Source organism: Streptomyces laculatispora, from assembly GCF_017353455.1.
GTDB classification, from domain to species: Bacteria; Actinomycetota; Actinomycetes; order Streptomycetales; family Streptomycetaceae; genus Streptomyces; species Streptomyces laculatispora.
The window spans coordinates 1-26,854 of sequence record NZ_JAFMPZ010000144.1 but is presented as its reverse complement, the minus strand read 5'-3'; the positions used below and the strand labels follow the sequence as shown (position 1 = coordinate 26,854).

Genomic DNA, 26,854 nt, shown 5'->3' with positions numbered 1-26,854 from the left:
GTTCGGGGGTCATCACCCGATCGGCACCGGATACCGAAGGGTGCCGGACCTCCCCCGCCACCCCCGCCCTGACCTGCACACATGCCGTATGGCAAGGAGGCTGCGCCGGTCCGGTCGGGTGACAGCTGACTCGGTGTCAACAGGCGTGGGCGGCCGCCCGGCCGTTAGCTCGGAGCCAGGACACACCCGCCAGCGCCCCTTGCCCGGAGGAACCCCCATGCGCAGTCCTGCTCGCCTCGTGACCGGCACCGCCGCCGCGGCCCTCGCCGCCGCCGCGCTCGGCCTCTGTGCCGCCGCCCCGTCGGCGTACGGGGACGAACTGGGCCCGCTGGAGATCACCCCGGCGAGCGCGGCTCCGGGGACCACGGTCACCGTGAACACCAAAGCCTGCGGGGGTGACACCGGTGCGACCGGCGACGCGAGCTCCCTGGACGCGTCCCGCTTCGCGCTGGCACCGGCCACCCTCAAGGAGGTCCTGGCCGGTTCGTTCCGGGTACCGGGCAACGTCGAGCCCGGCCCGTACAGCATCGATGTGGCCTGCGAGAACGGTAAGCGGGCCACCGGCGAGATCAAGGTGAAGGCCGCCGGTGCCACGGGCAGGGACAGCACCGATCCCGCGGGCACCGCGGGCAGGAGCAGCGCCGACCCCACCGACCCCGCCGGCACCACCGGCAGAGACAACACCGACCCCACCGGCACCACCGGCACCACCGGCACCACCGGCAGAGACAACACCGACCCCACCGGCACCACCGGCAGAGACAACACCGGAGCCGCCCGGACGGACGCGGCTCCGGACGGCTCCGAGAAGGCCTCCCCCGCGGACTCCTCCGACTCCTCGGCCCACGACTCCCTCGGCCTCGACGAGGCCGAGGCAGACGGTTCCGCCCGCGTGCCGGACGCCCCCACGGCTCCGGGCCGCGACACCTCCGGCGAGCGGCCGAGCGCGGCCGAGCCCGAGAGCTCCGCCGCGCGCGAGAGCTCGTCGGACGACGAGACCTCCGGCCAGCGCACCTCGGCCGCACCCACCGCCCCCACGGGGCACGTCAGGGCCGGTGTCGGCGGCAGCGTCGGACCGGACACCACCCAGATCACGGCGGGCGCAGGCGTTCTCGCCGCGACCGCCGTCGGCGGAGCCTGGCTCCTGCGTCGCCGGGCGAGCGGCACGCAGGACGGCAGCTGACGGAGGCCTCCACCGCTCCGTACCGCCTGGTTTCCGTCCCGGTGGCCCAGCGTCACCGGGACGGAAATCGCATCCACCTTCGTCACCGCATCCGCCTTCGTCACCCGGAGGACGACCGTGTCCCAGAAGGCCAAGGGCTGGCTGCTCGTCGTCGCGGCACTGGCCGGTGTCTGGCTGATCCAGAACGGCGCGGACACCCGTCTGGCCCCGCCGGGCCCGACCTCCGCCCAGGCCTTCGCCGCCGGGCCGGAAATACTGCCGGGATCAGCGGTCGCCGAACCGCTGCGCCCCTCGGCCCCCGTCCGCATCCGGATCCCCAGCATCCGGGTGGACGCCCCGATGATGCGGCTCGGGCTCGGCCCGGACGGCAGCCTCGATGTGCCTCCGGACGGGAACACCGACATCGTCGGCTGGTACAAGGACGGCACCCCGCCGGGCGCCAAGGGCAGTGCGATCGTCGCGGGCCATGTCGACAACGCCCAGGGCCCGTCCGTCTTCTACGACCTGGGCTCGCTGAAGAAGGGCAGCACCGTCGAGGTGCTCCGGCAGGACGGCCGCACCGCCGTCTTCGCGCTCGACGCCATCGAGGTCTACGACAGCAAGGACTTCCCCGACAAGCGGGTGTACGGGGCCTCCGAACACGCCTCGCTGCGGCTGATCACCTGCGGCGGCGGATTCTCCGAGTCGACGGGTTACAAGGGCAACGTGGTGGCCTACGCGCACCTCACCTCAGTACGCTGAAACCCAGGACGCTGACACCCATGGCGCTGACACCCATGGCACTGAAACCCGGGGCGCCGACACCGAGTGCCCCGGCACCGGGCCGGCCCCCGCCGCTCACGCGTTCCACTGGTCGAAGGCGAGCTTCGCGACCAGCGAGAACACCACGACCAGCAGCACCCCGCGGACGAACTCAGTGCCCCTGCTCAGCGCCATCCGCGCCCCGACCAGGCCGCCCGCCAGGTTGAACACCGCCATCAGGCCGGCCAGCTGCCACATCACGTTGCCCTGATAGGCGAACATCGCCAGCGCGCCGCAGTTGGTGCAGACGTTGACGATCTTCGCGTTGGCGGAGGCCGTCACCAGATCGAGGTGGAGCACCGCGGTCAGCGCCAGCACCAGGAAGGTGCCGGTGCCCGGTCCGAACAGTCCGTCGTACAGGCCGATGCCGCCGCCCACCAGGACGATCGCGGTGACGGTGCGGGCCCGGGTGACCGGGGGCGCCGCGCCGTCCTCGGGCGCCCTGCCGAACCGGGGCCGCAGCATCACGAACGCCGCGACCGCCAGCAGCACCACCATGATCACCGGGCGAAGGACCTCGCTGCTGATCCCGGCGGCGAAGAAGGCACCGGTCATCGATCCGGCCAGGGCCGCAAGGCCGATCCGCAGCGCTGTGCCGACCTTCACCGGCGCCTTGCGCGCGTAGGCGACGGCGGCGCCGGACGTGCCGACGATGGCGACCGCCTTGTTGGTGCCGAGGATGTGCGCGGCGGGGACGTGCGGCAGCCCCAGCAGCAGTGCGGGCAGCAGGAGCAGTCCGCCGCCGCCGACCACCGCGTCGATCCAGCCGGCCGCGCCCGCGGCGAGGCACAGCACGACGAGGGTGGTCACGGTTATGTCAGGCATGATCGCGACCCTAAGGAAACGGCACGTGTCGCGTCCAACCGCCCTGCCCCCGCGGCAGAAAAGTTGAGCGAACCCTGAGCTTGCCGCCGGTCCCCGGCCCGCACAGGTTCTCCATCCGCACCGCGGACCGGCTGGAGCGCACCTCCACCTGGCTGGACCGCATCGAGGGCATCCTGGACCACGTGCGGGACGTCGTCGTGCACGACTCGCTCGGACTCTGCGACGAGCTGGAGCGGCTGATGGCCGACCACGTCCGCGGTCACCGCGACGAGTGGGCCGAGACCATCAGCGACCCGGACGAGGGAGACCGTGCGGGACGTACGTACGCGATCGGCAACCTCGATCCGTCCACCGGGGCCTGCGTGCTCTCGCGCGGTCTGGTCGGATCGGACGGCGGCCGGCCGTTCGTCGCCTCCCCGCTGCTGAAACAGCGCTTCGACCTGGCGACGGGCGCCTGCCTGGACGACGACGAGGTCTCCGTTCCGGTCTTCGCGGTCCGCGCGGACCGAGCGGACCGCGCGGGACTCCCCGCACGGCAAGTGGCCGGAAGGGGCCCGGCGACCGGCCCCTTCCGGCCACTGGGCCGTCCGGTCGTACGCTTGATCCATGACCCAGCGCCGGTACGCGAACGACCTTCCCGACCAGAACGGCCGTACGGCCGTGGTGACGGGAGCCAACAGCGGTATCGGGCTGATCACCGCACGGGAGCTGGCACGACGCGGCGCCCGGGTGCTGCTCGCCTGCCGCGACGAGCGCCGTGGCAAGGAGGCGGCGGCCCGCATCCGCGCCGCACTACCGGACGCTGACGTGGAGTTCGCCGCGCTGGATCTGGCCGATCTGTCGTCGGTACGGGAGTTCGCCGCGGCGTACACCGCGGAGCGGCTCGATCTGCTCATCAACAACGCCGGTGTGATGGCCCTTCCGTACGGGAGGACCGCCGATGGATTCGAGACCCAGTTCGGCGTCAACCACCTCGGCCACTTCGCCCTCACCGGGCTGCTGCTGCCGAAGCTGCTCGGCACCCCGGGTGCGCGGGTGGTGAGCGTCTCCAGCGGTCTGCACGTGCTGTCCAACATCGACATGGGCGATCTCAACAGTGAGCGGAACTACCGCCGCTGGATCGCCTACGGCCGCTCGAAGACGGCCAACCTGCTGTTCGTGCACGAGCTGGCCCGGCGGACCGCCGCCATCGGCAACGGGCTGGTCGCCGCCGCCGCACACCCGGGCTACGCGTCGACCAATCTGCAGACCGCGGGCGTCCGGATGGAGAACCGCAGGACGGCGGAGCGGGTCATCGAGCTCGGCAACCGGATCATCGCCCAGCCCGCGGCCATGGGCGCCCTGCCCACCCTGTACGCGGCCACCGCACCCGGCGTCCGGCCCGACTCGTTCACCGGTCCGCGGCTGCTGGGCTGGCGCGGTGCGCCCGCTCCGTCCTGGCGGGCGGGCTGGACGCTCAACGATGTGGCGAGCGAGCGTCTGTGGGTGGCGTCGGAGCAGCTGACCGGGGTCACCTTCGCGGGCCTCGGGGTCTGACTCCCGGGAGGTCCGCTTCCCGGGAAGTCTGATCTCCTGGGGCCCGATTTCCCCGGGGTCCGATTTCTCCGGGACCGGGCCGGGGGCGGGGGCGCGCCGATCGGCCGCCGCCCCCCTGCACGGCAGGCTCAGCCCTGGCCCTCGACGGCGGACGGGTCCATCCACACGACCTCCCAGATGTGGTGGTCGGGGTCCTGGAAGGACCGGCCGTACATGAAGCCGAGGTCCTGCGGCTCGTTGGCGGGCGAGCCGCCGGCGGCGAGCGCCGCGTCGGCCATCTCGTCCACCTTCTCGCGGCTCTCGGCACTCAGCGCCAGGAGCACCTCGGTGGTCTTCGAGGCGTCCGAGATCTCCTTCTTGGTGAAATCCTTGAAGCGCGGCTCGGTGATCAGCATGGCGAAGATCGTGTCGCTGATGACGAGACACGCGGTGTTCTCGTCGCTGAACTGCGGGTTGAAGGAGAACCCCAGCTTCCCGAAGAAGCCCTTGGTCGTCTCCAGGTCCTTGACCGGCAGGTTCACGAAGATCATCTGAGGCATGGCCGTCCCGCTCTCTCGGTGGGTGAGTCCTGTGCGTGTTCCGCGAACTCGTTACGACAGGTAGACGCCGGGGCCGCCGGAAACTCATCGGCGCCGGACGAGAAGACCACTCTCGCGGCCGGCGGGCCCGGTGCGCCTCACGACACGGCGAGCGGCGCGCCGCCCCGCAGCAACGAGCCGCCCAGCGGAGTCACCGTGTGCAGGACCGAGCTGCCGTGGCGCAGGGTGTGCACCAGGCCCGCCTCGCGCAGCACACAGGCGTGCTGGCTCGCCGAGGCGAGGGAGACCCCGGCCCGGCGGGCGAGCTCACTGGTCGTACAGCCGTCACCGATGGTCAGCAGGACCGTCGACCGGGTGTGGCCGAGGAGCCGGCCGAGCCACGGGCCCGGTTCGGCGAAGACCGGGGCGCCGGTGTGGCCGACCGGATAGACGAGCACCGGCGGCAGCAGCGGATCACGCAGGACGACCGGGGCGCCGCGACAGAAGAACGACGGCTGGAGGAGCAGCCCGCGCCCGTCCAGGTGCAGTTCGCGCTCGACCGGGTAATCCGCCTCCAGCACCGGCGCCCGCCAGCGGATCACCGGCGGGAGCGAGGCGAGCAGCTCGTCCGCGCCGCCGTCCAGCAGGGCGCGTCCCCGGACGGCGCGGTCGGCCTCGACGACGGCCTGGATATGCGGCCAGTACGGTTCGACCGCGGCGCGGTGGTAGCCGCGCAGCGCCCCGATGAGCCGGCCCAGTGGCTCGGAGCGCCCTTCCCGAAGCGCGTCCAGCCGCACCGGCCGGACCGCCCGCAGGGCCGTGGCGGCACGGCCGCCGGCCGCTCCCCCGGCGCCCAGCATCGCCAGTTCGGCCCGCAGCCGCTCGGGCGGGGTGTCTCGCAGGGCCTCGATTCCGGTACTGAAGTCCAGCGGCTCCGAACCCTCCTGAGAAGGCGTCAGGAAGTCCGGGAAATAGCCGCTCACCGGAACCACGGCGGACAGCAGACGTACTTCACCATTCAGCCGCGGACGGGTTTCCGCGCGCCATTTCCCGAACACCGTGGAAGCGCGCCGGTCCCTCAGCCGATGAAAACTGAGAATGGTCTCCCACAATGCGTCCGGCCCGGTGGCCATCCGCACCTTGGAAAGGTCCCATCCGGATATATGGATACGCAGCACCGAACCCCCACACGCTTGCATCTGCAATTACCCCCGTACAAGGGTATGCGAGTCGTCACACCACGTCACCACGGGGTTTCGGCCAGAGGTGAAACGTCTCGCCCCGACCTGGTGTCACCCGAAAGGCTGTACGACGTCGGGTTGCGATTCCAGAGCCACCGGAAGAGCGAGTGAAGGCCGTGGGGGGTTTCGCTCGCTCGGCGGCCGTTGGCAATGGTGCGGCTCCGCACCCGACGGGGGTAAGCCGGGTGCGGCCCATGGATGGGGATCCATGGGCCGCACCCCGGTCCGTTCCGGCTCATCTCTTTGCGCATTAAACGAAGCAATGGGGTGTTCGGAATCGTAGAAAGCGCTCACCCAAGGCAGTCACTCACAGCCGTCACTCACAGCCCTCACTGTCCCGGGCCCCGCGCCGCGCTGCCGGATCCACGGGCCCGGCGGGCATGACGAGGCGGCGGCACCCCTCGCACAGGGTGCCGCCGCCTCCGGGAATTCCGTAGCCGCCGTCGGGTCGGTGAGGGTCTGGTGAGCCGACGACAGCTCCGGAATCAGTAGGTACCGCCGCGTCAGCGGCTGTCGCTGCCGCGCGACTCCGCTGCCGCCCGGCCCGCCTCCAGACGGGCCACCGGAATACGGAACGGTGAGCAGGAGACGTAGTCCAGGCCCACCTCGTGGAAGAAGTGCACCGACTCCGGGTCGCCGCCGTGCTCGCCGCAGATGCCGAGCTTCAGGTCGGGACGGGTGGCCCGGCCGGCCTCGACGGCGCTGCGCACCAGCGAACCGACGCCGTCCTTGTCGATCGTCTCGAACGGCGACACCCCGAAGATGCCCTTCTCCAGGTACGCGGTGAAGAACGAGGCCTCCACGTCGTCGCGGGAGAAGCCCCACACCGTCTGGGTCAGGTCGTTGGTGCCGAAGGAGAAGAACTCCGCCGCCTCGGCGATCTGACCGGCGGTCAGCGCGGCGCGCGGCAGCTCGATCATCGTGCCGATCTTCAGCTTGAGGTTCGTGCCGGTGGCGGCCTGGACCTCGGCGATGACCCGGTCCGCCTCCTCGCGGACGATCTCCAGCTCCTGGACCGTGCCGACGAGCGGGATCATGATCTCGGCGCGCGGGTCGCCCTTGGCGTTCTTGCGCTCGGCGGCGGCCTCGGCGATCGCCCGTACCTGCATGGCAAACAGACCGGGGATGACAAGACCGAGCCGGACCCCGCGCAGACCGAGCATCGGGTTCTGCTCGTGCAGCTTGTGCACGGCCTGGAGCAGGCGGAGGTCGTTCTCGTTGGCGTCCTTGCGGGACTCCGCGAGCGCCACCCGGACCGACAGTTCGGTGATGTCGGGCAGGAACTCGTGCAGCGGCGGGTCGAGCAGCCGCACGGTGACGGGCAGCCCGTCCATCGCCTCGAACAGCTCGATGAAGTCGGCCTTCTGGAGCGGCAGCAGCGCGTCCAGCGCCGTCTCGCGCTCCTGGTCGGTGTCGGCCAGGATCAGCTTCTCGACCATCTCGCGGCGCTCGCCGAGGAACATGTGCTCGGTGCGGCACAGCCCGATGCCCTGGGCGCCGAAGCGACGGGCCCGCAGGGCGTCCTCGGCGTTGTCCGCGTTGGCCCGCACCCGCAGCCGGCGCACCCGGTCCGCGTACGCCATGATCCGGTGCACGGCGGCGACCAGCTCGTCGGCGTCGTCGGCGCCCGCGTGCATCCGGCCCTCGAAGTACTCGACGACCGGCGACGGCACGACGGGCACCTCGCCGAGGTAGACCTTGCCGGTCGATCCGTCGACGGAGACGAGGTCGCCCTCCTCCACGACCGTGGTCCCGGCCGTCAGCCTGCGGCGCTTGGTGTCGACCTCGATCTCCTCGGCACCGCAGACACAGGTCTTGCCCATGCCCCGGGCGACGACGGCGGCGTGCGAGGTCTTGCCGCCGCGCGAGGTCAGGATGCCCTCGGCGGCGATCATGCCGTCGAGGTCGTCCGGGTTGGTCTCACGGCGGATCAGGATGACCTTCTCGCCGGAACGGGACCATTTGATCGCGGTGTACGAGTCGAAGACGGCCTTGCCGACCGCCGCGCCCGGAGACGCCGCGATACCGCGGCCGAGCAGCTGCGGCCCCTCCCCGCCGCGCGCTCCCGTGTCATCGAAGCGCGGGAACATCAGCTGCGCCAGCTGCGCGCCGTTGACCCGCTGCAGCGCCTCGGCCTCGTCGATGAGGCCCTGGTCCACGAGCTGGGTGGCGATCCGGAAGGCGGCACCGGCGGTGCGCTTGCCGACCCGGGTCTGCAGCATCCACAGCCGGCCGCGCTCGATGGTGAACTCGATGTCGCAGAGGTCCCGGTAGTGGGTTTCCAGCGTCTCCATGATCGCGATCAGCTGGTCGTACGACTTCTTGTCGATGGACTCCAGCTCGGCGAGCGCCACGGTGTTGCGGATGCCGGCGACGACGTCCTCGCCCTGGGCGTTCTGCAGGTAGTCGCCGTAGACGCCCTGGTGGCCGCTGGCCGGGTCGCGGGTGAAGGCGACACCCGTACCGGAGTCGGGGCCGAGGTTGCCGAAGACCATGGAGCAGACGTTGACCGCGGTGCCGAGGTCGCCGGGGATGCGCTCCTGGCGGCGGTAGAGCTTGGCCCGGTCGGTGTTCCACGAGTCGAAGACGGCCTTTATGGCCAGGTCCATCTGCTCGCGGGGGTCCTGCGGGAAGTCGCGTCCGGCGTCCCGCGTGACGATCTTCTTGAACTGCTTGACCAGCTTCTTCAGGTCGGCCGCGTCGAGATCCACGTCGACGGTGACGCCCTTGGCCTCCTTGGCGGCCTCCAGCGCCTCCTCGAAGAGGTCGCCGTCGACGCCGAGGACGGTCTTGCCGAACATCTGGATGAGCCGGCGGTAGGAGTCCCACGCGAACCGCTCGTCGCCGCTCTGGGTGGCGAGACCGACGACGGACGCGTCGGAGAGGCCGATGTTGAGGACCGTGTCCATCATGCCGGGCATCGAGAACTTGGCGCCGGAGCGGACGGAGACCAGCAGCGGGTCGTCGGACTGGCCGAGCTTCTTGGCCATCCGCGTCTCAAGGGCGTCGAGGTGTGCACTCACCTCGTCGCGCAGCGCGGCCGGCTCCTCACCACTGCCGAGGTAGACCTTGCACGCCTCCGTGGTGATGGTGAAGCCCGGAGGGACGGGGAGCCCGAGATTGGTCATCTCGGCGAGGTTGGCACCCTTCCCGCCGAGCAGGTCCTTCAGATCCCTGTTGCCCTCGGTGAAGTCATAAACGAACTTCTGACCCGCAGGCTCCCGGGATTCCGGGGTGGATACATGGGGATCTTTGTTTTCCGACACGGGTCTCGACTCCTCGAGGACGCGGTGGCTGCCCTGACGGCGAGGAACATACCCAGATCGAAGGTGTCTGGGTACGTCCACTTGCGCGTCGTGCGGCCGCAACCACCCATCCGCCAGCAGATCGAAAGTGACCCGCCGAACAAGCTGTTCGAGCGAATGCATTCACTACTTGAACGAATAATCACGCAGCGCACCCACTATCCCAGATGGTCACGACGGTAGGTAACGGAAGGGGCGATCGATCAAAGTGGAGCCCCTTGGCACCCAGTGCCATCATTTGAGAAATGCACCCCGGGCTGCGCTGCTCATCTGAGCGACACACCCCTCAAGGGTGGCGAGGATCACGCCGGAAGTGGCGCTCAGATGTCACCATCCGGACGCCTCCCAGGCAGCCGTGGGTGATCCGACGGTCACATGGCGCCACTCGACGACGAGGCAGCCGACCGGCCAGACCTCAAGACCGGCCACCTCGGCAGAATCAGGCCGAATATCGAGCCCGATGTCGCCGATTCCGGCCAGACAACTCGCTCAAACGAGCAGAGGGGGTGGAGCGGCACGCGGTGCCCCTCCACCCCCAGCGGTCCAGCGGGTCTCAGCCCCCCGACGTGTCCAGTTCCGCGTCCGCGCTGACGCCCGAGCAGTCGTACGGGTCCTTCAGCCAACCGTCCGGGAGAACCACCCGGTTGTTGCCCGAGGTACGTCCACGGGGGCCGTCGGCGCCGTCCGGCCACGGCTGGTCCAGCCGCAGCTCGTGCAGCTGCGAGCCCAGCTCCTCCAGCGAGGAGGTGACCGCGAGGTTCCTACGCATCTCGGAACCGACCGCGAAGCCCTTGAGGTACCAGGCCACGTGCTTACGGAAGTCGATCACGCCCCGGGTCTCGTCGCCGATCCATTCGCCGAGCAGCGTCGCGTGCCGCAGCATGACGTCCGCGACGGTGCGCAGGGAGGGTGTCCGCCTCGTCCCCGTACCTTCGAAGGCACTCACCAGGTCGCCGAAGAGCCAGGGGCGGCCCAGGCATCCGCGGCCCACGACCACGCCGTCGCAGCCGGTCTCGCGCATCATCCGCAGGGCGTCGTCCGCGCACCAGATGTCGCCGTTGCCCAGGACGGGGATCTCCGGGACGTGCTCCTTGAGGCGGGCGATGGCGTCCCAGTCGGCGGTGCCGCCGTAGTGCTGGGCAGCGGTCCTGCCGTGCAGGGCCATCGCCGTGACGCCCTCCTCCACCGCGATCCGGCCGGCGTCGAGGTAGGTGAGGTGGTCGTCGTCGATGCCCTTGCGCATCTTGATGGTGACCGGCAGCTCGCCCGCGTTGGAGACGGCCTGGTGGAGGATCGCGCGCAGCAGCGGCCGCTTGTACGGGAGTGCCGAGCCACCGCCCTTGCGGGTGACCTTGGGGACCGGGCAGCCGAAGTTCAGGTCGATATGGTCGGCGAGGTCCTCGTCGACGATCATGCGGACGGCCTTGCCGACCGTGACCGGGTCCACTCCGTACAGCTGGATGGAGCGCGGGGTCTCACTCGCGTCGAAGCGGATGAGCTGCATGGTCTTCTCGTTGCGCTCGACCAGCGCCCGCGTCGTGATCATCTCGCTGACGAACAGCCCCTTACCGCCCGAGAACTCCCGGCACAGCGTGCGGAAGGGCGCGTTGGTGATGCCGGCCATGGGGGCGAGGACCACCGGCGGCTGCACGGTGTGCGGGCCGATGCGGAGCAGCTGGGGCGAGGGGGCGAGCGTGGTCATTCCCCCATTGTCGCGTACGCGGAGAACTGCTCCGGGCGTACGCGGAGACCGCTCAGGGTGTACGCGGAGAATCGCTCCTGCGGCCGGACTGCGCCTGCGGGGGCGGTGCCGGTGCCTGCCGAGGATGCGCGGTACCGGCAGCGATAGTCGTTAGTTAGCCGTACTATCCATGTATGCCCGAGCTCAGCCACCGGAGACGGATGCTGGTGCTGGCGATCTGCTGCATGAGTCTGCTGATCGTCAGCCTGGACAGCACCGTCCTGAACGTCGCCCTCCCCTCCATGCGCCAGGACCTGCACGCGAGCGTCGCGGGGATGCAGTGGACGATCGACGCGTACACACTCGTCCTCGCCTCCCTGCTCATGCTCGCGGGTTCCACCGCCGACCGGATCGGCCGGCGCAAGGTCTTCAAGGCCGGACTCGTCCTCTTCACCCTGGGCTCGGCGCTCTGCTCGATCGCGCCCAGTCTGGAGACGCTGATCGTGTTCCGGATGGTGCAGGCCGTCGGCGGCTCCATGCTCAACCCGGTCGCGATGTCGATCATCACCAACACCTTCACCGAGCCGCGCGAACGCGCGCGGGCGATCGGCGCCTGGGGCGGTGTCGTCGGTATCTCGATGGCCGCGGGACCGGTGGTCGGCGGCAGTCTGGTCGATTCGGTCGGCTGGCGGTCGATCTTCTGGATCAATCTGCCGGTCGGCATCGCCGCACTGCTGTTGACCTGGAAGTACGTTCCCGAGTCGCGCGCCGCGAAGGCCCGCCGCCCCGATCCGGTGGGCCAGCTGCTGGTGATCGCGCTGCTGGGTTCGCTGACGTACGCGATCATCGAGGCGCCGCAGAAGGGGTGGGCCTCCGCGGAGATCCTGCTGTTCGCCGGGGTCGCGGCGGCTTCGCTGATCGGCCTGCTGGTGTACGAACCCCGGCGCGCCGATCCGCTGATCGATCTGCGGTTCTTCCACAGCGCCCCGTTCAGCGGGGCCACCGTCATCGCGGTCAGCGCCTTCGCCGCGCTCGGCGGCTTCCTCTTCGTCAACACGCTCTATCTGCAGGACGTACGGGGACTGAGCGCACTGGGCGCCGGTCTGTACATGCTCCCGATGGCGGCGGTGGTCTGTGTCCTGCCGCCGCTCTCGGGTCGCATGGTGGCCAGCCGGGGGCCGCGTATCCCGCTCCTGGTCGCGGGGGTCGCGATGGCGGCGAGCGGTCTCATGTTCGCGCTGTTCGACGCGGAGACCGACAACATGCTGATGTTCACCGGCTATGTGCTGTTCGGGCTGGGCTTCGGCTCGGTGAACGCGCCCATCACCAACACCGCCGTCTCCGGTATGCCGCGGTCCCAGGCGGGCGTGGCCGCGGCGGTCGCCTCGACCAGCCGTCAGATCGGGCAGACGCTGGGCGTCGCCGTGATCGGGGCGGTGCTGGCGGCGGGGATGGCCGGCGCCGGCTCCTCGGACGGCCTCGGACCGGCCGGCGACTTCGTGGCGGCGAGCAGACCCGTCTGGTGGATCATCACCGGCTGCGGGGTGTGCGTCCTGCTGGTCGGGGCAGTGAGCAGCGGGCGCTGGGCGCGCGGCACCGCACGCCGCACCGCTGAACGGCTGGAGGGGGCCGCGACGGCGGACGGCCCGTCTGCGGGCGGTGGCTCCTCGGCGGGCGGTGGCTCCTCGGCGGGCGGTGGCTCCTCGGCGTCGGGGCACGGCCCTGCCGGAGACCGGGCCGGGGATCAGTGGGGCCGGTCCGGAAGTCGGTCCTCGTCGGCGAGCACCAGAGCCTGAAGCCGCTGGAGCCGCTCACGCGTCTCCTCGTCGCGCGGTACGTAGGTGACCAGCCGCGGCCCGGCCGACGGGCCCAGCCAGAGGTCCGAGGTCTCCACGCGCAGCAGCCCCACGTACGCGTTGCGGAAGATCTTGGACCGGCCGCCGGGGCCGACGACCTCGTGCCGCAGCCAGGTCTCGCGGAACTCCGGCGACACCGTCTCCAGCCGCTTGAGCAGGGCCTTCCAGGAAGGTTCGGCGAGATGTTCGGCCATCGCGGCCCGGAATTTGGCCGTCAGGAAGCGGGTCACCTCGGCGATGTCCATGACGGTGGAACGCCATTCCTCGTTCGTGTAGGCCAGCAGCATGACGTTGCGGTCCTCGGGTGCGACGGTGTCCAGGTCGCAGAGCAGCCGGCCGTAGGTCCGGTTGTGGGCGAGGATGTCGTACCGGCTGTTCTGGACACAGGCGGGAATCGGCTCCAGCTGCCGCAGCATCGCGCGCAGCGCCGGGGTGATGCTCGGGCACTCCGTGCCGGGTGCCGGATCGATGGCCCCGGCGAGGGAGAAGAGGTGGCGGCGCTCGCTGCGGTCGAGCAGCAACGCGCGGGCGAGCGCGTCGAGGACCTGCGGCGAGACCTGGATGTCCCGGGCCTGTTCGAGCCAGGTGTACCAGGTGACGCCGACGGCGGAGAGCTGGGCCACCTCCTCGCGGCGCAGCCCCGGAGTACGCCTGCGGCGACCCCGTACCAGGCCCACCTGCTCGGGGGTGATCCGCTCCCTGCGGCTGCGCAGGAAGTCCGCGAGCTCGTGCCGCCGGATCTCGGTCTCCGGGACCTCGGGGGTTTCCCGCACCTCGGGGGCGTCCGGGGCCTCGGGGACTGCGGGGCCCGTCCGGGCCGCGGTCGCCATCGTCGTCATTCCTCCAGCTTGCTGGACCGCCCGACGCCATGCCGGGTGCTACTTGTACCAGGATAAAGACACTCTGGTACCAGGCTTCAGGAAGAGCCATCGTCGATGCCGTGAGTGATTCCTCCGTACGACCGAAGACATCCGCCACCACCGCCGCCCCCGTGGTGCGGCACGACCACCCCATGCCGGTGCTCGGCGCGCTGGGTCTGTTCACCGTGTTGCTGGGTGCGGCCCTTCCTCTGATCGACTTCTTCATCGTGAACGTCGCCCTCCCCACCATCGACCACGATCTGGCCGCGGGTCCCGCACTGCTGGAACTCGTCGTCGCGGGCTACGGGCTCGCCTACGCCGTCCTGCTCGTACTCGGCGGCCGGCTCGGCGACATGGCCGGCCGGCGCCGGCTCTTCCTGCTGGGCATCGCGGCCTTCGGGCTCACCTCACTGGCCTGCGGGCTCGCGCCGAACGCCTGGACGCTGGTCGGGGCGCGGGTGGCCCAGGGCGCCGCGGCGGCGCTGATGCTGCCGCAGGTGCTCGCCACCATCCAGGCGGCCACCTCGGGACACCGCCGGGCCAGGGCGATGAGCCTGTACGGGGCGACAGCCGGACTCTCCATGGTCGCGGGCCAGATCCTGGGCGGGGTACTGGTCGCCGCCGCGCCGCTGTCGTCGGTGTTCGGCGAGAGCGCGGGCTGGCGGTCGGTGTTCCTGGTCAACGTTCCGGTGGCGGCGGTGGGGCTGGTGCTGGCGGCCCGCTCGGTGCCGGAGACGCGCTCGGAGCGGCCCGCGCCGGTCGACGTACCGGGCACGCTGCTGCTGGCCGCGTCACTGGTCACGCTGCTGGCCCCGCTGACCGAGGGGCGTGCGGCGGGCTGGCCGCTGTGGACCTGGGTCTCGCTGGCGCTGTTCCCGTTCACCGCGGCCGCCTTCTACCGGGTGGAGCGGCGGGCCGACCGGAGCGGCCGGATCCCGCTGGTCCCGCCGAGCCTGCTGCGGCTCGACTCGCTGCGGCGCGGACTGTCCCTGGTGCTGCCGTTCTCGGTCGGCTTCGGCGGCTTCATGTTCGTCATCGCGGTGGCGCTCCAGCAGGGCCTGAAGCTGGGTCCGGCGGCGTCCGGCCTTTCTATGGCCCCGATGGCGGCGGCCTTCTTCGTCGCCTCGCTGGCCGGTCCGGGGCTGGTGCAGCGGTACGGCAGCCGGGTCGTGACGGCCGGCGGGCTCATCCAGGCCCTCGGCGTGGTGGTGCTGGCACTCACCGTATGGCGCGGCTGGTCCGGACTGGGGCTGCTGGGGCTGATGCCGGGGATGGCGATCGCCGGTCTCGGCCAAGGGCTCCAGTTGCCCGTCCTGTTCCGCATCGTGCTCTCCGACGTGCCGCCGGAGCGGGCCGGTGTGGGCGGCGGAGTCATGACGACGACTCAGCAGGCGGCGCTGGCGCTGGGCGTGGCGACGCTCGGTTCGCTGTTCCTGTCGCTGGCACCGGGGTCGGGGATGCGGGACGCGCTGATCGTGACGCTGCTGGTGCAGCTGGGCACGGTGGTGCTGACGACGCTGCTGAGCCTGAGGCTGCCGCGCACGGTCGCCTGAGCACGTCCGGAACGCCGGTGGCCCGGAACACCTGAGGTGTTCCGGGCCACGGTCGTACGTGTGGTGCGGCCCGCTCGCCGCGAGCGGGCGTCAGCTCTGTGCCGGGGTGTCCTGCTCGGCGGCGTCCTGTGCCGGGGCGTCCTGCTCGGCGGCGTCGTCCGACTGCTCGGGGTGGCCGGCACGCTCCCGCATCTTGCGCAGCAGCTCCTGCTTCTGCTCGGCCGCTGTCTTCCGGTCGGCGTTGCGCTCGGGACCTGCGCCCTGCTGCTCGGCGCGGGACAGCTTCTTCCGTTGTCCGCCGACGCCGAGAAGGTTGTTACGGCTCTTGGCCACGGGGTTCTCCCATTCATGGTGAAAGTGAGGTCTGAAACGACCCTGGATCGATCCGGTGGGCGGCGGGTGGTCGGACCCGCCGCGCGCTCACTCGTAGATCTGGAAGAACGGAGACATGCCGAAACGGTACCGCGCCCGGAGCGGCTCCAGCACCGGATTTTCGTCCGGCCGGATCACCCCGAAAAGGGAACATGGACTGACAGATATTGAAATCTGTCATCGCGTATGTCATGGTCGGTATGCATGCATGACACCCCGCTCTCCTCTCCGCTCCCCTTCCTCCCCTCTCCTCCGCCCACTCGGGAGTTCCTCATGACCGCCCTTCGCACCCACACCCTCGGCTCCACCGGCCCGCAGGTCTCCGCGCTCGGCCTCGGCTGCATGGGAATGTCCGCGCTGTACGGCGAGGCCGACCGCGCCGAGTCGGTCGCCACCATTCATGCCGCGCTCGACACCGGCATCAACCTGCTGGACACCGGCGACTTCTACGGCATGGGCCACAACGAGCTGCTGATCAACGAGGCCCTGCGCACCGCCCCCGCCGCCGCCCGGGAACAGGCCCTGACCAGCGTGAAGTTCGGCGCACTGCGGACGGTCGAGGGCGGCTTCAGCGGCTATGACGGCCGCCCGGCAGCGGTCAAGAACTTCGCGGCCTACTCACTCCAGCGGCTGGGCCTCGACCACATCGATGTCTACCGGATCGCCCGGCTCGACCCCGACGTCCCGATCGAGGAGACCGTCGGAGCCATCGCCGAGCTGGTCGAGGCCGGACACGTCCGCCACGTCGGCCTCTCCGAAGTCGGCGCGGAGACGATCCGGCGGGCGGCGTCCGTCGCCCCGATCTCCGATCTGCAGATCGAGTACTCGCTGATCTCCCGGTCCATCGAGGCGGAGATCCTGCCCGTCTGCCGGGAACTCGGCATCGGCGTCACGGCGTACGGGGTGCTCTCCCGCGGGCTGATCAGCGGCCACTTCACCCGTGACCGCGAGCTGGCCGCCGGTGACTTCCGGACCATGAGCCCCCGCTTCCAGGACGAGAACCTGCAGCACAACCTCGACCTGGTCGACGCGCTCCGCAAGATCGCCGAGCAGAAGGGCGTCACGGTCGCGCAGATCGCCATCGCCTGGGTCCTCGCCCAGGGTGCGGACATCGTGCCGCTGGTCGGAGCCCGCAGGCGCGACCGGCTGACCGAGGCGCTCGGCTCCCTGAACGTGGAGCTGACCGCGGCCGATCTCGCCGCGATCGAGGAGGCCGTCCCGGCCGGCGCGGCGGCGGGCGCCCGCTACCCCGACAGCCAGATGGCCCACCTGGACAGCGAGCGCTGACCTCCGGGTACGGTCAGCGGGGCTCGGCGACACCGCCGGGAAGCCGTACGCGAGACCCGGTCCGGCCGCCGGCCCCCAGCCGCCCGAAGCCGCTCGACGCCCCCGAAAGGCAGCACACCCGCGATGACGCCGCCGCCCGACCCGCTGACTCCCGAGCGCATCCTCGAAGCCACCGAGGACGTGCTGCGCCGCTACGGCCCCGCCAAGGCGACCGTGGTCGACGTGGCCCGGGTGCTCGGCGTCAGCCACGGCAGCGTGTACCGCCACTTCCGCACGAAGGCCGCCCTGCGCGAGGCCGTGACCGGTCGCTGGCTGACCCGCACGGAGCTGGCGCTCACCGAGATCCTGCACGCCTCGGCCCAGCCCGCCCCGGCGAAGCTGCGGCAGTGGCTGGAGGCGCTGTTCGAGGCCAAGCGGCACAAGGCGGGTGACGATCCGGAGCTGTTCGCCACCTATGAGGTGCTGATGGGTGAGAGCACCGTGGTCGAGGAGCACATCCGCGAACTGGTGGGCCAGCTACGGGAGATGATCGAGGAGGGGGTGGCCGACGGGCAGTTCGCCGTGGACGACCCCGCGGCCGCCGCCCAGGCGGTCTTCGACGCGACGGCGCGCTTTCACGACCCTGCGTATGCCGCCGAGTGGCAGAAACCCGCCATCGTCGCCGAGTTCACCGCCGTCTCGGATCTGCTGCTGCGCGGCCTGCGCGCCTGACGACGAGCAACGGGCAGCAGGCAGCAGGCAGCAGGCAGCAGGCAGCAGGCAGCAGGCAGCAGGCAGCAACGCTACGGCGCCTGCGCGGCGACGCGCGGCGGGCTCCACGCAGGCCACGACGGTGGTTTCGACTGGGGCTTCGGCTGGGACTTCGGCTACGTCGCCGCCGGGTCGACCGTTGCCTGGTGCGCCTCGGCGAGGTGCTCCTCGGCCTTGAGCCAGGGCAGGAACTGCGCCCCCTTGCGCCAGTCGCAGGTGTCGCAGCTCAACTGCCGCTGCATCCCCGACTTCCGTACGTGGACTATGTGTTCACGGCCGTGCTGGTCCCATCTGCTGACCTTGCTCGTGGTCATGGACGGCATCCGAGCCTCCTGTGGACGATTGTGCCCAGTGTGCACGAAGCCCCCGGTTCCGTTCGGGGAACCGGGGGCCCTCGTCCAGCGGATGCGGCGGATCAGCGGATGCGGCGGATCAGCAGCCGAGCAGTCGCGCGCCGAGGTACGCCTGGATCTGGTCCAGCGAGACGCGCTCCTGCTTCATGGTGTCGCGCTCGCGCACCGTCACCGCGTTGTCGTCGAGGGTGTCGAAGTCGACGGTGACGCAGAACGGCGTACCGATCTCGTCCTGGCGACGGTAACGGCGGCCGATGGCGCCGGCGTCGTCGAACTCGATGTTCCAGTTCTGCCGCAGGTCGGCCGCGAGGCCCTTGGCCTTCGGCGAGAGCTGCGGGTTGCGGGACAGCGGCAGGACCGCGACCTTGACCGGCGCCAGGCGCGGGTCGAGGCGCATCACGGTGCGCTTCTCCATGACGCCCTTGGCGTTGGGCGCCTCGTCCTCGATGTAGGCGTCCAGCAGGAAGGCCAGGACCGAGCGGCCGACACCGGCCGCCGGCTCGATGACGTAGGGGGTCCAGCGCTCGCCGGCCTCCTGGTCGAAGAAGGACAGGTCCGTGCCCGAGGCCTTGGAGTGCGCCTTCAGGTCGTAGTCCGTGCGGTTGGCGACGCCCTCCAGCTCGCCCCACTCGCTGCCGCCGAAGCGGAAGCGGTACTCGATGTCAGCGGTGCGCTTGGAGTAGTGGGAGAGCTTCTCCGCCGGGTGCTCGAACCACCGCATGTTCTCCTCGCGCATGCCGAGGCCGGTGTACCAGTTCCAGCGCTGCTCCATCCAGTACTCCTGCCACTGCTCGTCCTCGCCCGGCTTGACGAAGAACTCCATCTCCATCTGCTCGAACTCGCGGGTGCGGAAGATGAAGTTGCCCGGAGTGATCTCGTTCCGGAAGGACTTGCCCATCTGCGCGATGCCGAACGGCGGCTTCTTGCGGGAAGTCTGCTGCACCTGGCCGAAGTTGGTGAAGATGCCCTGGGCGGTCTCGGGACGCAGGTACGCGACCGAGCCGGAGTCCTGGGTCGGGCCGAGGTGCGTGGAGAGCAGGCCGGAGAACTGCTTGGGCTCGGTGAAGGTGCCCTTGTTGCCGCAGTTGGGGCAGTTGAGGTCGGCGAGGCCGTTGACCGGCGGCTTGCCGTGCTTCTCCTCGTACGCCTCCTCCAGGTGGTCCGCGCGGTAGCGCTTGTGGCAGGAGGTGCACTCGGTCAGCGGGTCGGAGAACGTGGCCACGTGGCCGGAGGCCACCCACACCTCGGGGGCCAGGATGACCGACGAGTCGAGCCCGACCACGTCCTCGCGCGAAGTGACCATGTAGCGCCACCACTGGCGCTTGAGGTTCTCCTTGAGCTCAACGCCCAGCGGTCCGTAGTCCCAGGCGGCACGCTGGCCACCGTAGATCTCGCTACAGGGGAAAACGAAGCCACGGCGCTTGCTCAGGCTGACGATGGAGTCGATCTTGTCGGCGGCCACGGTGCTCTCTTCATTACGACGGCGAAATTGGACAGGGGCGGCGCGGAGCGCCTCGGTGGGGGGTGGTGATCGGGAGACGGGCGGGCGAATGCCCCAGATTACCGGCGGGCACGCCCCTTCGATCAAATCGGTATCGGGACAGCCGCCCCCGGAGGCATCTCATCAGCCTTGTTGACAATCGTTTCCACTTTAGTTGAAAATGACTGTCATGAACGAACGCCGCCTCATACCCACCGCAGCCGTCGCCGGAGCAGTCGCCCTCGGCCTCACCGCCCTCTCCGCCTGCTCGTCGTCCGACGCCGCCGACCACAGGAGCGGTGACAAGCTGAACGTGGTGGCGTCGTTCTATCCGATGCAGTTCCTGGCCGAGCGAATAGGCGGCAGCCACGTCTCCGTCTCCACGCTCACCAAGCCCGGCGTGGAGCCGCACGACCTGGAGCTCAGCCCGCGGCAGATCGGCGGCCTCAGCGACGCCGACTACATCCTCTACCTCAAGGGCATCCAGCCCGCCGTGGACGACGCGATCAAGCTCTCCGAGTCGAAGCACACCGTCGACGCCGCGAAGCTGACCACGCTGGAGGACCACGGCACCGAGGCCGGCGGCGAGGAGCACGGCCACGAGCACGAGGGCGAGGAGCCCGGCGCCGACCCGCACATCTGGCTCGACCCGGTGAAGTACGCCGAGGTCGCCAAGGGGGTCGGGAAGTCCCTGGAGAAGACCGACCCGGACCACGCCGCGGACTACCGCAAGAACACCGACACCCTGGTCAAGGAGCTCGGCGCGCTCGACACCGCGTACGAGAAGGGGCTGAAGTCCACCGCCACCAGGACGTTCATCACCACCCACTCCGCCTTCGGGTACCTGGCCGAGCGCTACGGCCTCACCCAGGAGGGCATCGCCGGCATCGACCCCGAGGCCGAGCCCAGCCCCGCCCGGATCAGCGCCCTGCACTCCATCGCGGAGAAGAAGAAGGTCACCACCGTCTTCTTCGAGACGCTCGCCAGCGACAGGACGGCGAAGACCGTCGCCCGGGACACCGGCCTGCGGACCGACGTCCTGGACCCGCTGGAGGGAATCACGGACCAGTCCAAGGGCGATGACTACATCGAGGTCATGCGGTCCAACCTCGCCGCACTTGAGAAGGCACTCGGCGCGAAGTGAGCGACCCGACCGACCCGACCGCCGCGCCCGATCCGGCCGACGCGCCCGATCCGCCCCGCCCGAACCCCGCAGCAGCACCGGAGGCGCTCATGCCCGAGCCCGCGAGCTCCACCCCCGAACCCGTGATCGTCCTGCGCGACGCCACGGCCACCCTCGGAGCACGCCCCGTGCTGCGCGGCGTCGATCTGACCGTGCACCGCGGCGAGGTCGTCGCACTGCTCGGCGCCAACGGCTCCGGCAAGTCGACCGCCGTACGCTCCGCCATCGGCCAGGTCCCGCTCACCGGCGGCGCCGTCGAGCTCTTCGGCACCCCGCTGCGCCGGTTCCGCGACTGGGCGCGGGTGGGCTACGTACCGCAGCGCACCACGGCGGCCGGCGGCGTACCGGCCACCATCCGCGAGGTCGTCTCCTCCGGGCGGCTGTCCCGGACCAAGCTGGGCCTGCCCCGCAAGGCCGACCGCGCCGCAGTCGACCGGGCCATCGAACTCGTCGGGCTCGCCGACCGCGCCAAGGACTCGGTGAACGCCCTCTCCGGCGGCCAGCACCAGCGCGTCCTGATCGCCCGCGCGCTCGCCGCCGAACCCGAGCTGCTGATCATGGACGAGCCGATGGCCGGCGTCGACCTGGCCAGCCAGGAGATCCTCGCCGCGACCCTGCGTGAGCAGGTCGCGGCCGGCACCACCGTGCTGCTCGTCCTGCACGAGCTGGGCCCGCTGGAACCGCTGATCGACCGCGCGGTCGTACTGCGCGACGGCTGCGTGATGCACGACGGGCCGCCCCCGAAGGCGCTGGGACAGCACGCGCTGCCCGGCCACGACCACGTACACCCCCACGCGGCTTCCGAGCCCGTCCGGACGGGACTGCTGAGCTGATCATGGAATTCCTCACCCCTCCCTTCATGCAGCGGGCGCTGATCGCCGCCGTGCTGGTCGGCGTCATCGCCCCCGCCGTCGGCATCTACCTGGTGCAGCGCCGGCAGGCCCTGATGGGCGACGGCATCGGTCATATCGCGATGACCGGCGTCGGCCTCGGCTTCCTGCTCTCCACCAGCCCGGTCTGGATGGCCACCGCCGTCGCCGTCGTGGGCGCGGTCGTCATGGAGCTGATCCGCTGGTACGGACGCACCCGCGGCGACATCGCGCTGGCGATGCTCTTCTACGGCGGCATGGCGGGCGGTGTCCTGCTGATCAACCTCTCCGACACCGGCTCCAATGCCAACCTCACCTCGTACCTCTTCGGCTCGCTCGCCACGGTCTCCTCCCAGGACATCACCGCGATCGGCCTCCTGGCGGCGTTCGTGCTGCTGGTGACAGTGGGGCTGCGGCGGCAGCTGTTCGCGGTCAGCCAGGACGAGGAGTTCGCCCGGGTCACCGGGCTGCCGGTGCGGGTGCTGAACCTGCTGGTCGCGGTCACCGCTGCGGTCACCGTCACCGTCGCGATGCGGGTCGTCGGGCTGCTGCTGGTCAGCGCCCTGATGGTGGTCCCGGTCGCCGCCGCACAGCAGATCACCCGGTCCTTCAAGGTGACCTTCGTGCTCTCGGTCGTCATCGGGGTGGCGGTGACGCTGGCCGGCACCGTGACCTCGTACTACCAGGACGTACCGCCCGGCGCGACGATCGTGCTGCTGGCCATCGGCGTCTTCGTGGGGCTGACGCTGCTCGCCGCCCCGCTGGCCAGAAGCCGCGCGCGCAGGAGCGAAACGGCCTTTGACCGGTGCACCCTGGAGGTACCGGCCACCCGCCGGGCCGCGGACGACGTCCACGTCTGATCCCGCGGCCGGGCCGGGCTGGCACAATGGCCCGACAAACGTACGGGCGACACGAGGAGGCTCCTGTGGCGACGGCGCCGATCAGCGGAACGAACGCGGCACCGGTACGCGGCCGCTCGACCCGGCAGCGGACGGCGGTGGCCGCTGCGCTCGACGAGGTGGACGAGTTCCGCAGCGCGCAGGAGCTGCACGATGTGCTCAAGCACCGCGGCGACTCGGTCGGGCTGACCACGGTCTACCGCACCCTGCAGTCCCTCGCTGACGCGGGCGAGGTCGATGTGCTGCGCACCACCGAGGGCGAGTCCGTCTACCGGCGGTGCTCCACCGGCGACCACCACCACCATCTGGTGTGCCGGATGTGCGGCAAGGCCGTCGAGGTCGAGGGCCCGGCGGTGGAGCAGTGGGCGGAGACGATCGCGGCGCAGCACGGCTACGTGAACGTGGCGCACACGGTGGAGGTCTTCGGTACCTGCGCGGAGTGCGCAAGCGCGGAGAGCTGACCTCCGGGGGCTTCAGCGAGGCATCAGGGAGGCAGGCGGGCGGGGGCTCCGGGAACGGAGCCCCCGCCCGCCTGCTTCTCGCTGATCAGCTCGCGGAGGAGGGGTCCGCCTTGGCCGCAGCGGCCTCCACCGCACCGCCGAAACGCCGGTCGCGCTGGGCGAATTCCAGACAGGCCCGCCACAGGTCACGGCGGTCGAAGTCCGGCCACAGCACGTCCTGGAAGACCATCTCGGCGTACGCGCTCTGCCAGATCAGGTAGTTGGACGTGCGCTGCTCGCCGCTCGGGCGGACGAAGAGGTCGACGTCCGGCATGTCCGGGTAGTAGGTGTACTTCGCGAAGGTCTTCTCGTTGACCTTCGACGGGTCGAGCTTCCCGGCCGCGACATCCTGCGCGATCCGCTGCGCGGCGTCGGCGATCTCGGCCCGGCCGCCGTAGTTGACGCAGAAGTACAGCGTCATCTTGTCGTTGTCCTTGGTCTGCTCCTGGGCGACCTGGAGCTCCTGGACGACGGACTTCCACAGCTTCGGCATACGGCCGACCCAGCGGATGCGGATGCCGAGTTCGTCCATCTCGTCGCGGCGGCGGCGGATGACGTCCCGGTTGAAGTTCATCAGGAACTTCACCTCGTCCGGGGACCGCTTCCAGTTCTCGGTGGAGAAGGCATACAGCGAGAGGTTCTTGACGCCCATCTCGATGCAGCCCTTGAGCACGTCCATGACGACGCCCTCGCCGACCTTGTGGCCCTCGGTGCGCGGCAGACCGCGCTCCTTGGCCCAGCGGCCGTTGCCGTCCATCACCACGGCGACGTGCTTGGGCACCAGCTCACCGGGGATCTTCGGGGGCACGGCACCGGACGGGTGCGGCTCCGGGGTCTTGTAGTCGTGCCGGTTACGGCCGCCGAGAATCCCGCGTACTGCCATGAACTGTCTCGCTCCCTCTGCCTGACTGCCTGTGTCACTTCTCTACGTACCGCAGTGAGCGCAGTCCGCGCTCCAGATGCCAGTGCAGATAGGCGGACACCAGCCCGCTCCCCTCCCTGACATGCCGCGCCTCGCACGCGTCCGCCGTCTCCCAGTCACCGGTGAGCAGTGCGCTCAGCAGGGTGACGGCCTCCGCCGAGGGTACGACGCTGCCCGGTACCCGGCAGTCGCCGCATATGACGCCGCCCGCCGCGACGGAGAAGAAACGGTTCGGTCCGGGCATTCCGCACCGGGCGCAGTCGTCGAAGCTGGGTGCGTAGCCGTTGACGGCGAGGGAACGCAGCAGGAAGGCGTCGAGGATGAGATGCGGCTCGTGCTCCCCGCGGGACAGCGTGCGCAGTCCGCCCACCAGCAGCAGGTACTGCTGGACCGCGGGCTCGCCCTCGTGGTCGGTGAAGCGCTCGGCGGTCTCCAGCATCGCGGTGCCCGCGGTGTAGCGCCCGTAGTCGGTGACGATGCCGCCGCCGTAGGGGGCGATCGTCTCGCTCTGGGTGCAGAGCGGCAGGCCGCGTCCGATCAGCTCGCTGCCGCGGGCGAAGAACTGCACGTCCACATGGGAGAACGGCTCCAGCCGGGCCCCGAACTTCGACTTCGTGCGCCGCACGCCGCGCGCGACGGCCCGTACCCGGCCGTGGCCGCGGGTCAGGATCGTGATGATCCGGTCGGCCTCGCCCAGCTTCTGCGTGCGGAGCACCACGCCGTCGTCCCGGAACAAGCTCATGGCTCCATTGTCCGGTACGCGGGCGGCCCGCCGGGGCCGCCCCCGCGACCCGGTCCGCTCAGTTCCCGTCCGCTCCGCCGCCGGCGACCACGACCAGCCCGGATTCGTACGCGATGATCACCAGCTGGGCGCGGTCGCGGGCGCCGAGCCTGCCCATGATCCGGCTCACATGGGTCTTGGCGGTGAGCGGGCTGAGGCCGAGGGTCTCGGCGATCTCGGTGTTGTTCAGGCCGCGCGCGACGAGGCCGAGGACCTGGCGTTCGCGGTCGGAGAGCACCTCGGGGCCGCCGGAGGCGGTCGGGGTGCGGGGCGCGCTGAGGACCCGGGCGATCAGCCGGGCGGTCGGGCCGGGTGAGAGCAGGGCCTCGCCCGCGGCCACCGTCTTGATGGCGGCGAGCAGGTCGGCGGGCCGGGTGTCCTTGACCAGGAAGCCGGAGGCGCCCGCGCGCAGCGCCTCGACGACGTGCTCGTCGGTGTCGTACGTGGTCAGGACCAGCACCTTCACGCCGGCGAGGTCCTCGTCGGCGGCGATGCGGCGGGTCGCCTCGATGCCGTCGAGCTCGGGCATCCGGATGTCCATGACGACCAGATCGGCACGGGCCGAGCGGGCCAGCGCGACCGCTTCGAGGCCGGTGGCGGCCTCGCCGACGACCTCCATGTCCGGGTCGGAGCCGACGAGCATCGCGAACGCGGCCCGGACGAGCGTCTGGTCGTCGGCGAGCAGTACACGGATCATGAGACGGTCTCCGATTCCTGCGCCTGCGCCTGGAACGGCAGCAGCGCCGACACCTCGAAGCCGCCGCCGGGGCGGGGTCCGGCGTCCAGTGTGCCGCCCGTGCTGCGGGCCCGTTCCCGCATCCCGACGATGCCGAACCCGGGCGTGGAGCCGTCGTCCACCGGTCCGGTCCCGTCGTCGGTGACCGTGACCCGCAGGGTGGCGGGGCCGGCCGGTTCCACGGCGACGCTGACGCGGACGCCGGCGCCGGCGTGCCGTACCGCGTTCGTCAGCGACTCCTGCACGATCCGGTACGCGGCCGCTCCGGTCGCCGGTGCGAGGCGGCTGTCCGGTTCGCGGACCCGGAGGCCGACCCGCGCCCCGGCCGCCTCCGCGGCCCGTACGAGGCCGGGCAGCGCGGCCAGGCCGGGCAGCGGCCCGTCCGCGTCGTGCCGGCTGTCGTGCCCGGTGTCGCGCAGCACCTGGAGGGTCGTGCGCAGCTCGGCGCGGGCCTCGCGGCAGGTGCCGGCGATGTCGTCCAGCGAGGCGGCGATCGCCTTGCGGTCCAGCCGTTCCGGGTCGACGGTCAGGATGTGCGAGGCCACCGAGGTCTGCACGCCGATGAGCGTGATGCTGTGGGCCAGCAGATCGTGCAGATCGCGGGCGATCCGCAGCTGTTCCTCGGCGACCCGCCGCCGGGCCTCCTCCTCGCGGGTCCGTTCAGCGCGTTCGGCCCGCTCCAGCATCGAGGCGACATACTGGCGGTAGATGCGTACGTCCACCCCGCAGAACAGCACCGCGACGATCCAGCCGGAGATGCGCAGCAGTTCGAACCCGTCGTGCGCGCTGATGCTGAGCACCACGGTCAGCATCACGGACATCACGCCGATGCCGGTAAGCAGGGTGCGCAGCGGGCGGCCTGTCACGGCGACGGTGTAGAGCGCGATCCAGGTCTGCGGCATCGGAGCCGTGTGGACGTTGTCGAGGCCGTGGTAGAGCGCCAGCAGCGGGACCATGGCGGCCAGCGCGAGCACGGGTGCGCGCCGCCGCCACACCAGGGGCACCGCCGCGGCCGTCAGGAGGAACCAGCCGAGCGCGTCGGGCGCGTGGGAGCTGTCGCCGAACAGGGCGAGGGCGGCGGAGAGCGCACCGGCGCCCACGGCGATGAGGGCGTCGGTGCGCGTCCGGTGCGCCGCGTGCATAGGGTCGCGGTTGACGACGGCCAGGATGCGCTCGCGGCGGCTCGTGGTTCGGGGCACGCCGCCATCCTCCGGTACGGGGCGGGGCACTGTCAGGGGGCCCTGACGAGTTCCGGTTCCCGCGGCCCGGGGGCGGCGGGCGTCCGGCTGAGCGCCCCCGGCCACCACATCCTCCGCTGCAGGGCCACGCTCGCCGAGGTGACCAGATAGGTGCGGACGAGGAA

Annotated in this window: 24 protein-coding genes and 2 pseudogenes; 13 read left to right on the top strand and 13 right to left on the bottom strand. The window is 70.7% G+C overall.

Annotated features, from left to right (window positions below; genetic code table 11):
- Nucleotides 1-238 precede the first annotated feature (238 nt).
- Both J1C73_RS08670 and J1C73_RS08665 read left to right on the top strand, forming a co-directional pair.
- Nucleotides 239-1,183, top strand: coding sequence for a GVDTG sorting domain-containing protein (locus tag J1C73_RS08670; protein ID WP_207315830.1), 945 nt, complete (start codon nt 239-241; stop codon nt 1,181-1,183).
- Nucleotides 1,184-1,300: 117 nt separating this feature from the next.
- On the top strand, nt 1,301-1,924 hold the full coding sequence (locus J1C73_RS08665; RefSeq protein WP_207315826.1) for a class F sortase: 624 nt from the start codon (nt 1,301-1,303) through the stop codon (nt 1,922-1,924).
- A 96-nt stretch (nt 1,925-2,020) separates the two neighbouring features.
- Here the strand turns inward: J1C73_RS08665 and J1C73_RS08660 are convergent, their stop codons facing one another.
- Nucleotides 2,021-2,809 carry a sulfite exporter TauE/SafE family protein gene (locus J1C73_RS08660; protein WP_207315825.1) on the bottom strand — a complete coding sequence of 263 codons (789 nt, stop codon included), beginning with the start codon at nt 2,807-2,809 and terminating at the stop codon, nt 2,021-2,023.
- Between the two features lie 107 nt (nt 2,810-2,916).
- Here J1C73_RS08660 and J1C73_RS34615 point away from each other — a divergent pair.
- The 3 genes and pseudogenes from J1C73_RS34615 to J1C73_RS08650 form a co-directional block, all read left to right on the top strand.
- Nucleotides 2,917-3,108 (top strand): annotated as a pseudogene (locus tag J1C73_RS34615) (hypothetical protein); the annotation flags it as partial.
- A gap of 6 nt (nt 3,109-3,114) precedes the next feature.
- Nucleotides 3,115-3,315 (top strand): annotated as a pseudogene (locus J1C73_RS08655) (nitrite reductase (NAD(P)H) small subunit); the annotation flags it as partial.
- 100 nt (nt 3,316-3,415) lie between these two features.
- Nucleotides 3,416-4,345 (top strand): oxidoreductase, encoded by a 930-nt coding sequence (locus J1C73_RS08650; RefSeq protein WP_207315824.1) that lies wholly within the window; start codon nt 3,416-3,418, stop codon nt 4,343-4,345.
- A 128-nt stretch (nt 4,346-4,473) separates the two neighbouring features.
- Here J1C73_RS08650 and J1C73_RS08645 read toward each other — a convergent pair whose 3' ends face one another.
- From J1C73_RS08645 to dusB, 4 genes are all read right to left on the bottom strand, one after another.
- The gene (locus J1C73_RS08645; protein WP_207315823.1) at nt 4,474-4,884 is read right to left on the bottom strand and encodes a VOC family protein; all 411 of its coding nucleotides are present in this window, start codon (nt 4,882-4,884) and stop codon (nt 4,474-4,476) included.
- Nucleotides 4,885-5,021: 137 nt separating this feature from the next.
- Nucleotides 5,022-6,041 (bottom strand): ArsR/SmtB family transcription factor, encoded by a 1,020-nt coding sequence (locus J1C73_RS08640; RefSeq protein WP_307797628.1) that lies wholly within the window; start codon nt 6,039-6,041, stop codon nt 5,022-5,024.
- 566 nt (nt 6,042-6,607) lie between these two features.
- Nucleotides 6,608-9,370 carry a pyruvate, phosphate dikinase gene (ppdK, locus tag J1C73_RS08635; RefSeq protein WP_207315822.1) on the bottom strand — a complete coding sequence of 921 codons (2,763 nt, stop codon included), beginning with the start codon at nt 9,368-9,370 and terminating at the stop codon, nt 6,608-6,610.
- Between the two features lie 592 nt (nt 9,371-9,962).
- Nucleotides 9,963-11,111 carry a tRNA dihydrouridine synthase DusB gene (gene dusB, locus J1C73_RS08630; protein WP_207315821.1) on the bottom strand — a complete coding sequence of 383 codons (1,149 nt, stop codon included), beginning with the start codon at nt 11,109-11,111 and terminating at the stop codon, nt 9,963-9,965.
- A 173-nt stretch (nt 11,112-11,284) separates the two neighbouring features.
- On the opposite strand from dusB, the gene J1C73_RS08625 reads away from it, so the two are divergent.
- A complete protein-coding gene (locus J1C73_RS08625; protein ID WP_207315820.1) occupies nt 11,285-12,886 on the top strand; it encodes an MFS transporter in 1,602 nt (533 codons plus the stop codon).
- Here J1C73_RS08625 and J1C73_RS08620 read toward each other — a convergent pair.
- Nucleotides 12,835-13,785: an MmyB family transcriptional regulator gene (locus tag J1C73_RS08620; RefSeq protein WP_207315819.1), complete on the bottom strand. Its 951-nt coding sequence runs from the start codon at nt 13,783-13,785 to the stop codon at nt 12,835-12,837. The genes J1C73_RS08625 and J1C73_RS08620 overlap by 52 nt on opposite strands.
- Nucleotides 13,786-13,958: 173 nt before the next feature.
- Here J1C73_RS08620 and J1C73_RS08615 point away from each other — a divergent pair, with 173 nt between their 5' ends.
- Nucleotides 13,959-15,359, top strand: coding sequence for an MFS transporter (locus tag J1C73_RS08615; protein WP_242643907.1), 1,401 nt, complete (start codon nt 13,959-13,961; stop codon nt 15,357-15,359).
- 90 nt (nt 15,360-15,449) lie between these two features.
- Here J1C73_RS08615 and J1C73_RS08610 read toward each other — a convergent pair whose 3' ends face one another.
- On the bottom strand, nt 15,450-15,692 hold the full coding sequence (locus tag J1C73_RS08610; RefSeq protein ID WP_207315818.1) for a DUF6243 family protein: 243 nt from the start codon (nt 15,690-15,692) through the stop codon (nt 15,450-15,452).
- A gap of 312 nt (nt 15,693-16,004) precedes the next feature.
- Between J1C73_RS08610 and J1C73_RS08605 the strand changes: the two genes are divergently transcribed.
- The gene (locus tag J1C73_RS08605; RefSeq protein ID WP_207315817.1) at nt 16,005-17,018 is read left to right on the top strand and encodes an aldo/keto reductase; all 1,014 of its coding nucleotides are present in this window, start codon (nt 16,005-16,007) and stop codon (nt 17,016-17,018) included.
- A 123-nt stretch (nt 17,019-17,141) separates the two neighbouring features.
- On the top strand, nt 17,142-17,729 hold the full coding sequence (locus tag J1C73_RS08600; protein ID WP_207315816.1) for a TetR/AcrR family transcriptional regulator: 588 nt from the start codon (nt 17,142-17,144) through the stop codon (nt 17,727-17,729).
- Nucleotides 17,730-17,884: 155 nt separating this feature from the next.
- Here the strand turns inward: J1C73_RS08600 and J1C73_RS08595 are convergent, their stop codons facing one another.
- The gene (locus J1C73_RS08595; RefSeq protein ID WP_207315815.1) at nt 17,885-18,091 is read right to left on the bottom strand and encodes a hypothetical protein; all 207 of its coding nucleotides are present in this window, start codon (nt 18,089-18,091) and stop codon (nt 17,885-17,887) included.
- 109 nt (nt 18,092-18,200) lie between these two features.
- Nucleotides 18,201-19,583 (bottom strand): glycine--tRNA ligase, encoded by a 1,383-nt coding sequence (locus J1C73_RS08590; RefSeq protein WP_024491652.1) that lies wholly within the window; start codon nt 19,581-19,583, stop codon nt 18,201-18,203.
- 208 nt (nt 19,584-19,791) lie between these two features.
- On the opposite strand from J1C73_RS08590, the gene J1C73_RS08585 reads away from it, so the two are divergent.
- The 4 genes from J1C73_RS08585 to J1C73_RS08570 all read left to right on the top strand — a co-directional run bounded on the left by J1C73_RS08585 (nt 19,792) and on the right by J1C73_RS08570 (nt 23,013).
- Complete coding sequence (locus J1C73_RS08585) at nt 19,792-20,745, top strand: metal ABC transporter substrate-binding protein (RefSeq protein WP_207315814.1); 954 nt, start codon at nt 19,792-19,794, stop codon at nt 20,743-20,745.
- 89 nt (nt 20,746-20,834) lie between these two features.
- Nucleotides 20,835-21,617, top strand: coding sequence for a metal ABC transporter ATP-binding protein (locus J1C73_RS08580; RefSeq protein ID WP_123471481.1), 783 nt, complete (start codon nt 20,835-20,837; stop codon nt 21,615-21,617).
- A gap of 2 nt (nt 21,618-21,619) precedes the next feature.
- Nucleotides 21,620-22,513: a metal ABC transporter permease gene (locus tag J1C73_RS08575; protein WP_207315813.1), complete on the top strand. Its 894-nt coding sequence runs from the start codon at nt 21,620-21,622 to the stop codon at nt 22,511-22,513.
- A gap of 65 nt (nt 22,514-22,578) precedes the next feature.
- Complete coding sequence (locus J1C73_RS08570; protein WP_123470850.1) at nt 22,579-23,013, top strand: Fur family transcriptional regulator; 435 nt, start codon at nt 22,579-22,581, stop codon at nt 23,011-23,013.
- A gap of 85 nt (nt 23,014-23,098) precedes the next feature.
- Here the strand turns inward: J1C73_RS08570 and J1C73_RS08565 are convergent, their stop codons facing one another.
- The 4 genes from J1C73_RS08565 to J1C73_RS08550 are packed head-to-tail and all read right to left on the bottom strand — an operon-like array spanning nt 23,099 to nt 26,633.
- Complete coding sequence (locus tag J1C73_RS08565) at nt 23,099-23,935, bottom strand: isoprenyl transferase (RefSeq protein ID WP_207315812.1); 837 nt, start codon at nt 23,933-23,935, stop codon at nt 23,099-23,101.
- 34 nt (nt 23,936-23,969) lie between these two features.
- Nucleotides 23,970-24,716 (bottom strand): DNA repair protein RecO, encoded by a 747-nt coding sequence (recO, locus tag J1C73_RS08560; RefSeq protein WP_123470854.1) that lies wholly within the window; start codon nt 24,714-24,716, stop codon nt 23,970-23,972.
- Nucleotides 24,717-24,774: 58 nt separating this feature from the next.
- On the bottom strand, nt 24,775-25,452 hold the full coding sequence (locus J1C73_RS08555) for a response regulator (protein WP_207315811.1): 678 nt from the start codon (nt 25,450-25,452) through the stop codon (nt 24,775-24,777).
- The gene (locus J1C73_RS08550; RefSeq protein WP_207315827.1) at nt 25,449-26,633 is read right to left on the bottom strand and encodes a sensor histidine kinase; all 1,185 of its coding nucleotides are present in this window, start codon (nt 26,631-26,633) and stop codon (nt 25,449-25,451) included. Before J1C73_RS08550 ends, J1C73_RS08555 begins: the two co-directional genes overlap by 4 nt.
- Between the last annotated feature and the right edge of the window lie 221 nt (nt 26,634-26,854).